The sequence below is a fragment of the Maritalea sp. genome (assembly GCF_051251695.1).
GTDB lineage: Bacteria > Pseudomonadota > Alphaproteobacteria > Rhizobiales > Devosiaceae > Maritalea.
In genome coordinates this window covers 1-9395 of the sequence record NZ_JBPOEU010000048.1, presented here as the reverse complement: position 1 = coordinate 9395, position 9395 = coordinate 1, and the positions used below count along the sequence as shown (strand labels likewise).

8 protein-coding genes are annotated in these 9395 nt (G+C 50.0%); 6 read left to right on the top strand and 2 right to left on the bottom strand.

The features are described 5' to 3' along the window. Positions 1 to 182: hypothetical protein (locus ACSHWX_RS17215; protein ID WP_435669452.1), on the bottom strand; the 182-nt coding region annotated here is incomplete at its 3' end. Positions 183 to 1068: 886 nt separating this feature from the next. Here ACSHWX_RS17215 and ACSHWX_RS17210 point away from each other — a divergent pair. The 3 genes from ACSHWX_RS17210 to ACSHWX_RS17200 all read left to right on the top strand — a co-directional run bounded on the left by ACSHWX_RS17210 (position 1069) and on the right by ACSHWX_RS17200 (position 7477). Beyond that, positions 1069 to 4149: a hypothetical protein gene (locus tag ACSHWX_RS17210; RefSeq protein ID WP_435669451.1), complete on the top strand. Its 3081-nt coding sequence runs from the start codon at positions 1069 to 1071 to the stop codon at positions 4147 to 4149. Positions 4150 to 4416: 267 nt separating this feature from the next. Beyond that, a complete protein-coding gene (locus ACSHWX_RS17205; protein ID WP_435669450.1) occupies positions 4417 to 6756 on the top strand; it encodes a hypothetical protein in 2340 nt (779 codons plus the stop codon). Between the two features lie 262 nt (positions 6757 to 7018). Next, positions 7019 to 7477: a hypothetical protein gene (locus tag ACSHWX_RS17200; RefSeq protein ID WP_435669449.1), complete on the top strand. Its 459-nt coding sequence runs from the start codon at positions 7019 to 7021 to the stop codon at positions 7475 to 7477. On the opposite strand, the gene ACSHWX_RS17195 is transcribed toward ACSHWX_RS17200, so the two are convergent. Continuing rightward, a complete protein-coding gene (locus ACSHWX_RS17195) occupies positions 7478 to 8227 on the bottom strand; it encodes a hypothetical protein (RefSeq protein WP_435669448.1) in 750 nt (249 codons plus the stop codon). It abuts the gene before it with no gap. A 46-nt stretch (positions 8228 to 8273) separates the two neighbouring features. Between ACSHWX_RS17195 and ACSHWX_RS17190 the strand changes: the two genes are divergently transcribed. The 3 genes from ACSHWX_RS17190 to ACSHWX_RS17180 all read left to right on the top strand — a co-directional run bounded on the left by ACSHWX_RS17190 (position 8274) and on the right by ACSHWX_RS17180 (position 9288). Next, the gene (locus ACSHWX_RS17190) at positions 8274 to 8606 is read left to right on the top strand and encodes a hypothetical protein (protein WP_435669447.1); all 333 of its coding nucleotides are present in this window, start codon (positions 8274 to 8276) and stop codon (positions 8604 to 8606) included. Positions 8607 to 8624: 18 nt separating this feature from the next. Next, the gene (locus tag ACSHWX_RS17185; RefSeq protein WP_435669446.1) at positions 8625 to 8906 is read left to right on the top strand and encodes a hypothetical protein; all 282 of its coding nucleotides are present in this window, start codon (positions 8625 to 8627) and stop codon (positions 8904 to 8906) included. A gap of 178 nt (positions 8907 to 9084) precedes the next feature. Then, positions 9085 to 9288: a hypothetical protein gene (locus ACSHWX_RS17180; protein ID WP_342856574.1), complete on the top strand. Its 204-nt coding sequence runs from the start codon at positions 9085 to 9087 to the stop codon at positions 9286 to 9288. Positions 9289 to 9395 lie beyond the last annotated feature (107 nt).

The window sequence follows — 9395 nt, the reverse complement described above, 5'->3', positions numbered from 1 at the left end:
ACAGGCAGCGCATCAAGACAGAGATCATAGCCCTGATCGTCGCTATGCGCCCAAGCCACACCAACGCGGCTCCAAGAGGCGGATTTTCCATTTTTAAATGGCCGCACAACATAGCCTAACATGAAGGGCTTGAGGTTCGCGGCCGGTGCAGTCGTTTGAGTGTCGATTTGATCTTTGGTCATTATATATCCTTTCTAAATATCAAAACAAAGAACATATCATGAACAAATAGGGCGTCGGATAGCAACGAAAAACGTATCGAAACATACACTGGTAAGTCAAAGGGGGCGGAAACCGGTCATTCGCTGCAAGAACATCATATCGATGCAGGTCTTTCGAAAGCGGACATGAAGGTGATGGTCCAAGTTCTGAAAACGTTAATTGAAGCCAACAGAACACTGCTGCTAGGATTCACAGCTTATACGTGCAAGATAACTGCATGTCTGATTATAAATAGATTTTCCGCAAATGTCCCAGTCTAGTAACTCAACAGAAACGTTAATCGGAGCAATAACCGATGCCGGAAAATTTGAGCGGCTTGCGACGAGCGTTCTGAGGATTGCCGATCCTTTGTACGAGAGGATTGTTCACACCGGTGTAAACACCTCAGGCCAAACAATTGTTGACCCGTTAGACGGGATTTCGATTTGCACCGATGAAAAAGGACTTGGCTATGCCATCGCTTGTGAACATACGATCACATCACGATCAAGCATTTCTGGAAAATGGCTTGATCCCGATAAGGGAGACTTAATTAAAGCCGTCGGCAAGCTTAAATCATACAAAGCCAGGAACCCTGATGTCGTTCTCAGACTGGTTCTGACCAGTAAGAACATCCCTCCATCAGACTTAATTCAAAATGCCCATGCCGAGGCTGCAAAGCACTCCGTGGAACTAGATGTTTGGTCGAATGACAGGCTGTCCAACGTCTTAGACGTCTATCCAGATGGCCAATTCCTGCGTTCCAAGTTCTTCGGCACTGCCCAGACTAGGCTCTCACGCGACCTTGCAGAAGAAATTTCACAACGGCAGTTGGCGAGGCATGCGCCATTGGCTTCTAGGGACCAATTGATAGTTCGAGATGTTTTGGCGGCATGTACGGCTCTTGAAACATTAACATCGTCTGTCGTTTTTCTAAATGGTTCCTCAGGAGCGGGAAAATCTGCGTTTTGTCACCAGCTGTGCAAAGCTGTGGTTGATAGAGGTGGTTTGGGTTTTGTTGTTACCCATGACGTTCTGGAGAGGAGTTCGTCTTTTTCGCAAGCCATACGCGAGAGCTTAGTCGCAGAAGTTGCCTCTCTGACCATAGATGCTCCAGTCGGTGAACTCGTTCGCTTGTCTCAAAGTCAAGAGGTGCAAATATGGATCGAGGATATTAACTTATCAACATCGCCCACTGACCTGATATCAAAGCTGAATCGTTTTTGCAGAGAACTCGATGGGCCAAAAAATGACCTGCAAGCAAGGACATTGAAAGTTCTGTGCCCTGTTTGGCCAGAGAACCTCCGCGCACTTCCAACGGAAGTGAGCAAAATCGTTCAAAGCCGTGTAGCTGACCTCACAGATTTTAGTGATCACGAGGCCAGAGAGGCAATCCAGAAGCGAAGCCAAGCCGCTGGTGTTGAGTTGACGAATGTAGAGGCTGATGAGGTGCGCGAACACCTTGGTAACGACCCCCTTTTGATTGGGCTATGGACGGGGCAAGGTTCCGAAAATGCAAGTGAAGTCCTCTCTGAGTATGTCGCTAATGCCCTTTCAGAAGTCTCTAAGGCGAACGCGCGCTCCGTGTATTCGCTCCGTGAGTCAGTCATCTCAATTGCCGCTTGGATGCTTGAAAATCGGATTAGCGATCCTTCGTTTGAGCAGCTATATGCGAAATTTGGATCGACACAAATCTTTGCAGATATTGAAGCAATATGCAGTGCGGGGCGTCTATTCAGAGAAGTTTCCCAAGGAAAACAGTCAAAACTCGGTTTTAGGCATGATCGAGTAAAGGACTTTCTGCTGATTGAAGCGATTTTGAACGCATTGTTGAAGGAGGACTATTCTCAAAGCTACCTAACCGACCCGTTCTACTCCGACTTGGTGGCTCGAGCTTCTGTCCGAGCAGATATACCAGTTAAGTTTTGGGAGTTTGCAAAATCCAGCATTCCTTTGATCTGTTTTGGTGCGTTGAAGCACTGCCAAAAGGGGAACCCATCGATTGCCAAGCGCTTGCTGAATGATTGTGAAGAACTGGTTGACGCGGGCTTGCTCGAAAATGTCCCGAAGCAAGTTCGATGGGCCATTGAATGGCAAATTGCTGGCCTGCAAGGGAGCCAGTTCAAAAGACTAGTTGATGCCACCAAGGAGGACACGCATGCGGGTCGTGAAGCCAGAGTCTTAAATGGCGAAGTCAAGGCAGCAGCGAACCTTTGCTATAGAGTAGAGCCCTCCTCCAATGCCCCTTTCCGTGATCGTCTCATTGCGCATGCTCGTGCACGCCATGGACCCAAGTGGCTTGAAGGCGTAGCTGCGTTGGTCAGCGACACCACCAACACAGAGAAACAAAGGGAAGCAGCACTTTACCTCGCCGGGGAGTGTGCCGACGAACGATTGGCAGAGTCCGTCGCTGAGTGTTGGAAAACGATGAAAGATCATGAAAATGAGTTGTCTTACGGGATGCTGTTTGCTGCCGTCTCCTGTTTAAGTGGCTTCGACGAGCAGACATTGGAAGATGTTTTCAAGGCTTGGGAGGCATTGCCCACCGAAGATCCAGAGGGCAAAGATAATTCAGGGCTGAGTGACCGTCGATACAATGTGGCCAAATACTGTCTGGCTGGCGGTTTGAGACGAGTTTGTAGCGACAGGACGCTGCGGCCCTTAATCCAACTAGCTAAAACTAATGAAGACATGGGGCATGTGGTTTATGCGTGCCTAGAACAGCTTGACCATCCACTAGCTGCCGTTTTTGTGGCTTGTTATATAGCCGGTATCGACAAGCGTGTCGAAGGTAAGAAGGGCTCGTTCAACTCGCTCGCAAGTTCAAGGTTTGGTCTTTTCGGCTCAGACATGGACCACAATGTTCGGTACGCCCGACCTGCCTTACTTTCGCTAAAGATCGATTGGGAGAAGACTGAGAACGAATTCTTCTTTCGAAAGCGCTGCTTTCAGCTGTGGCGAGCATCTGCCAGTGTGAAACAGTTGCAACGGCTCGCCGAGTGCCCGCCAGAAGGACTTGACGAAGAATTGCTGCTTTCCAGATGCCGCATCGGCGATATCATGGCGATTCCTCATCTAAGGGCAAAGATTGAACAACGCTGTGCGAATGGCATCTACTGGTTTCAGTTCATTCGCCAGTTCGACAGCCGGTTGTTCGAAGATCTCATTTTGCAAAAGTTAGAAGAGGTCGCTGTCGCATTGAAAACAGGCGGCAAACCGGATTACAGCGCGGATAGCACTATAACTGACATTCTGGCGGATCGCCGCGATGAATTCGCCACGAGCACCATTCTCGAACATTGGGAGAATTTACAGCACCGCTACAACTATCCCCATGTTTTGTTGTGCATTGCCACGCCTGCGACTCTCAGTCTCCATGCGCGCCACTTCGAAGGCATCGAGGACAAAGAGGACTACTTCAAGCTGCTCAGCTTTGCTTATGGTTTCCGCAATTCAGACAGATCAGGCATAACTGACGCGATGCAGCTAACCGCCCTTGAGCCATACCTCGATCACTTCAAAGCTAGTTTGATTGAAGAGCTTTGGGATGAATGTAACGACAAAGGGTTCATAGACTGGCGTAGAGAACATTTGGACGGGCGGCTCACTGAAGATGGCTGGGCTTTCAAACAAATCAACGATGAAGCCGCTTTCCGACACCTAGACCAAGAGCTGATGGATCGTAGCAGCATAGGGATGGCTGCTTATTCATGGTCAAGCATCCGGCGACGGGACTCAAACTCTCCCAAGTCGCTCATCGACACGGCTGTTCGTTATGTCGAAAGCCGAGCAAGTAATGGCGCCGCTGAATTCTTTGCAGAACTGTTAACCTTGATCGGGACGCGAGATGATTTGAAGTTTCTTTCAAAGCACGTAGGTGCTGGTTTACTCACTCAAGAGCAATATGAAGGTACAGTGTTTGCTGTGCAAAAAAGGTCTTTAATCTAGGAGCAAGTTATGTGGGGAAAACCAGCGCATCGCAAAATTGAAGGGACCGCAAGACCGCTGCGAGTGGCATACCTCGTCAACTTGAAGACGTGTGATGACTTATTGATCGACGCGATCATAGCCGAGAGTTACAGTCGCTGGTCCGGTCGGCGAACCCCGATTATCCCGGCGTCACCAGATGGCGTTGACCCCGTCTATCAGGCTTGGCTGCATGCCTTTGACGCCGACATAATTTATAGTTTTGCAAATCTGACTGATGATGCAGTATTGCAATTAGACGAATTGCTGGCGCCTGGAATTCTCCACCATCATGATGACAGGTATAGCGATCCAGAAGGCGACCGCCGGTTTCGTATCGAGCTTCCGCTCGAAGGCCTATCAAGCCTGTCAGTGTTGCCCATGTTTGCCAGTCGTCGATGGGGTTTTGGTGATAAGCCTCAGAACATCCTGACTTTCGACAAATATTGGGATGGGTCTGAAGACGCGTTTCTTAGCGAGAATTTCGGTTTTCTTTCGACGAGTTTTGGTAACGGACAGTTAGCAGGTTCCGCACCAGAATTGTTTGGTTGTCTGACCTTGATATCGAAAGATGCGCTGGAAAATCGTCAATATGGCAAGAGTCAGAGTGCCAAGTATGAAAGCGACCCTCGCTCCTTTTTGGAAGTGCTTGCTGAACCGGGAGCCGTTTTACCGCCATGTCAATTATCCGAGTTGTTCTGTCACTACCTTGAACCGAAGAACTCTTTGAAAAGAGGTGGCGTCAACGTGGTCGTCGGGGACGACGTTTCAGATCGCTTGGTTTTTTGGAACGGGCATAACCGTTTTCCCCGCAACGAGTTGACCGGGACATCATCAATTCGAATCTCAGTTGAACAGTCAAAAGACATTGATTTTTTGCAACTGATAGGAAAAGTGTTAGATCGCCGTGGCGTCCGAGACAATCAAAACTCGCCGGTTGGCACGATCCGGTCAACGTCGCTCGATGAAAACGAACTCGCCGACATTGCCGAGCGCCTCAAGCCGGAAGGCAAATCTTGGAAACGCTATGAGACTGAGGCCATTGCAGATTTAAAATGGGCAATTCCAGAGTTTTGGACGGAACGAGCGTTTTTTAAAACGGGGTCAGTGGCCATTTCGAGAGAACCAAAGGGCCAACAACGAAGCGGGCTCGCCAACGGTCGTGCAGAAATCCCTCTTGCGACCCCATGGCACTTATCTGAAAATTACTTGCCACCCAGCGTGCGCGCTGGTCAGTGGATGGTCGACTTATCCATTGAGCGTGAGAACGACCACTGCCGCTTTTCAAATGTAATTCACGAATGGATTCTGCCTCGCAGACTACGCATTGATCCCTATTTCTCAATAGATAGGGACAATTCGTCTTCGCAGATGTACCCTAGGTATTGTAAGAGACCAACAAAATCAGGGCTTCTAAGTGCATCTTTTGAGTTAACGGTCCGCCAAGCATTCATTTCCGTGCCTGTAGATGAAGATGCGTTATTTGCGGCTTTGCGGGATAGTCAACGAGACGGGTTTCTCCGAGTAACAGAATACGAACGAGGACATCGATCTTTGCCTCCGAAAGTTCATGACGCCAAATACTCGGACAAAGGACGATACCTCCTAGGCACACTTCAACACTTCAACAGCTTGCCAGACGCGTTTGAAACACTGATGAACAATTTTTGGCGAGAGGCCCTGCACAAATTAGGTGCTGATCCGTCGCATTTAGATGACCAACTTGAAGCGGACTTCCAGAATGTCCTTTCGAAACGACTAGGAGCAAACGGTAAAGAATGGGTGGTAAGTGACGAACGAAGCCGCCAAACTGTAGTCCGAGAAGCGCTGAGGCTTGTTTCACAGCTAAAACGGCCGGATCGGTTCATACAGTATGCTAAGTTGCTGAAGCGCTTCAATGATTTAGTCGCAGCGTTTTTAAACAAGCACCCGCATATGCAAGAAGGAAATCGCGATGAGCTTCTTTCCTCGCGAGAATTGGATGCTTCCATCCAATATCTTTGTGAGCGGAAAGTGCTTTTTCAAGGTCATGAATGGCAGTGTCGCAATTGCTATAACCGGAACTGGGTTTCGATCGACGATTTGTCTGGAGCGATGACGTGTAATGTGTGCCAGATCAAAGCGCTTCCGCCGGTTTCAGGTGGATGGCAGTTCAAGGCCAGCGGTTTCCTTGTCGAAGCGTATAGTGATCATGGGACCGAACCGGCAATCTGGGCACTTTGGCAGCTTGCAGAACGTGCGCAGAGATCATTCTATTTTTTACCCTCGACCTTGATCTGGTTCGACAAATACAGAGAAGATGGGACAAATGACTGTGAAGTTGATCTTTTGGCAGTGGTAGATGGCGAAACCATCGTAGTCGAAGCCACTACTTCCAAGACATTGAAAGCTTCTGAAATTCAGAAGCTCGCCGCGTTTGCGAAAAAGGTGCGACCCGACAAGTTGTACGTTGTCTGCGGAGCAAATGGCCAGCGCGCGCGTGAGCAACTTGCAACAAAGATTCAGGAAAGCTTGCCAGAGGCCGTGAAGGTCGAGGTCGCTACTTATGAGATTACCGGTGAGCGAAACGATCCATATTTGCCCAGTTAGTCTTGATGAGAATTTCGTGGCCTCTGAGAGCGGATAAGCAAAACCAATGACAGCAATGTCCCCCGATGCAGTCATCGAACGATCTAACGGTTTCTTGCTGGCTGCCAATATCCGCTATGCGGGCTGCAACCGCAGCATAGCCAAAAGCCGGTGAAGGTCCGCAAAGGGCCGTGTGTAACGTTCGCGCAATTGTGCTTGTGTTTCGTTGCGGTTGCATGATGTAAATCTGTGTCTGTCTTGGTTTTACGGGAATAATTTGACGATGGCCAAATCAGGCAATCTTGCGAACAAGGCAAAGTTCGTCCTTGAGCGAACGGCATTGTCTATCGATGATGTTCAGCCGATTCCTATATTGGAGATGGCGAATGAACATTTGACAGGTCTTGCCGAGTTTTTCTCGGTAACATTGCCGCGTGATGGCCTTGATAACGAGACTTTCACCTATCTTGATAGCCTTGCGTCAGCTGCCAGCTATCTGGCCAAAGAGCTGTCTCAAGACCCGCACAGAATGATACCAGTTGAAGATAGCAGACTCAACAAAGAGCAGGACATGCCAGTCTACCTTGTTGTGGCAGGATTTTTCGACGACATGGCACAGGTTCTGCGCGATCTAGAGCTGTATCCTGAGTGGAATGATTATTATGACGACATGGCCCGCAAGCTGACTGAATACGCGGTGGCGCTGCGCCGTGGAACGGACACTGTGATCCGGTACAGCTAATCAAAGCGGCTCTTTTTCGAAGCAAGCCACGATATAATCCAGATTATAACCCTCGGGGAGCTGGAATTTGTCGTTTCTGATCGACCATGCAGCACGTAACATAATCTCAAAGAAATGCGGTTTGAAATTGTCGCGCGGCACGCCGCCGACGCGTAAATCGTGTTTGCCCCAAACTTCGCGCACCTGCACATCAAACTCAAAATCCAATGAAACTGGGCATGATCTGCATTTTGTGCCGTGTTTGCTGCGCGTAAAACGCGCGACGCGCTGCCTGTGGTCCGCATTAGGGTCAACGCTTCTGAACTGGGTCACAAAGTGCGGTGACGTGTAAGTTTTGTCGGGGATGTATGCCTCGCAGTGGAACATGCAATGATGCAGGGCTGGCCAAACCGGGTCATCGGTGTCGGGCAAATCTGATGCTCTGCAAAACCATCCTGTCAGGTTTTCATCCTCCATGAATCGTTGCCGAAAGCGGCCAAAGAGTGTGCGAATCGACCGCTCTGAGCGCTCCATATCGCGTGCAACCGCTGCTGCGCCAACCCCGCCAGTGAATCCGCTTAAGGCTGTCAGAAACTCCTGTTCTGACAGTTTGGTATTTCGGCAATAACGGTTCTTTGGCGTGTACGTCCGGGGCATTGGCTCTGGGGGGTAATATTCTTCCTGAGGTTGCCGCAATGTTGGTGGTTTGAATCGCGCAATGCAAGGCTGCTTATAGGGAAGACGAGAATGACGATGAGTTTTCCCAAGCATAATCAATACCTAACGCGAATTCAGATCAAATGTGGAGACCCTCAAAATGAACTCTATCACTCTCGCATACCTACTATCTTCCAGCGCAGGCTTCTCTGTCGGGACAGTGTTCTTGAAGAAATTCGCCGACACGGGGGCATTCACGGCACTGGGAACGGCCTTTGGAATATTTGCAGTGAGCAACTTGATCTACGCAAAACTCCTGCAAGTCGGCATTGGTCAAGGCGTTGTCTTGTCGAGCATGGCGCAATTGATCCTGATGTCTACCGTCGGAATCGTGCTGTTCGGCGAGCGCATGACGCCCTTCAATCTCACAGGTTTGGTTCTAGCGCTGATAGCTGTTTGGGCCTTTGCGCTGCACAGCCAAGCCTTGGCTTGATCGGTGAGGCGTTGAACCATGCGCAACACCGCACATCAAAAAGGCGCAAAGGGTCCGTTCTCCAGCTTCACAGGATTGATCGCACTTGGTGCCACGGTTTTTGTCGGCCCGCTTGTCTGGCCGCTAATATCAACCCCTGTCACCGCTATCTTGCGTGACCTCTACAGCTACTCGACCGCGCAATATCTGGCGTGGTCAATGGAGATGGCAAGCTACCCAATAACCTACTTCGCCATTCGCGCTGGCGTCGAGACCGTCGTGACGTATCTCAATGTCCTCGTGATCAAACGGCTCACCTGAGCCACACCACCAGCAGAAAGGAAAAGACAATGGCACGCTATAAACATGTCGGAAACGTCTACCGCAAAGAACCAAACCCTTGGCCGGGGATCATCGCCGCCGTGATCATTCTGATCGTCATTGGCGCGGCCATCGGCTGATCCCTTCCCTCACTGATCACCCTTAGAAAGGAGACACTATGAGTATTCGTGTGAATTGGAAACTAAGCCTGAAAGAACGGGCACAGGCGGCATTTAGCTGTGCCGTGTGCGCCATCATCGGTCTTGTTGGTCTGGCGCATGCCCAGACCGAAACAGGACAGGGCTTTGCCGCAATGTCGCTGGTTTTGGCTTGCGGCTTTGCATTGGTCGCCGTTTGGGGCGCGCAAACCCGCCGCTACTGAGAAAGGACGCAATATGTCTGTTCGTTTTACGCACCGCCGCAAGGATTACCTGATCGGCACGATCTTTACTGGGCTGACGGGCTGGTTTGGACTTCATGTCCTGTCGG

Bases quoted from the DNA above. Each gene is read 5' to 3' on its own strand.
- ACSHWX_RS17200 (WP_435669449.1), top strand. From the start codon at position 7,019: ATGGCCAAATCAGGCAATCTTGCGAACAAGGCAAAGTTCGTCCTTGAG.
- ACSHWX_RS17190 (WP_435669447.1), top strand. From the start codon at position 8,274: ATGAACTCTATCACTCTCGCATACCTACTATCTTCCAGCGCAGGCTTC.
- ACSHWX_RS17180 (WP_342856574.1), top strand. From the start codon at position 9,085: ATGAGTATTCGTGTGAATTGGAAACTAAGCCTGAAAGAACGGGCACAG.
- ACSHWX_RS17185 (WP_435669446.1), top strand. From the start codon at position 8,625: ATGCGCAACACCGCACATCAAAAAGGCGCAAAGGGTCCGTTCTCCAGC.
- ACSHWX_RS17195 (WP_435669448.1), bottom strand. From the start codon at position 8,227: ATGCTTGGGAAAACTCATCGTCATTCTCGTCTTCCCTATAAGCAGCCT.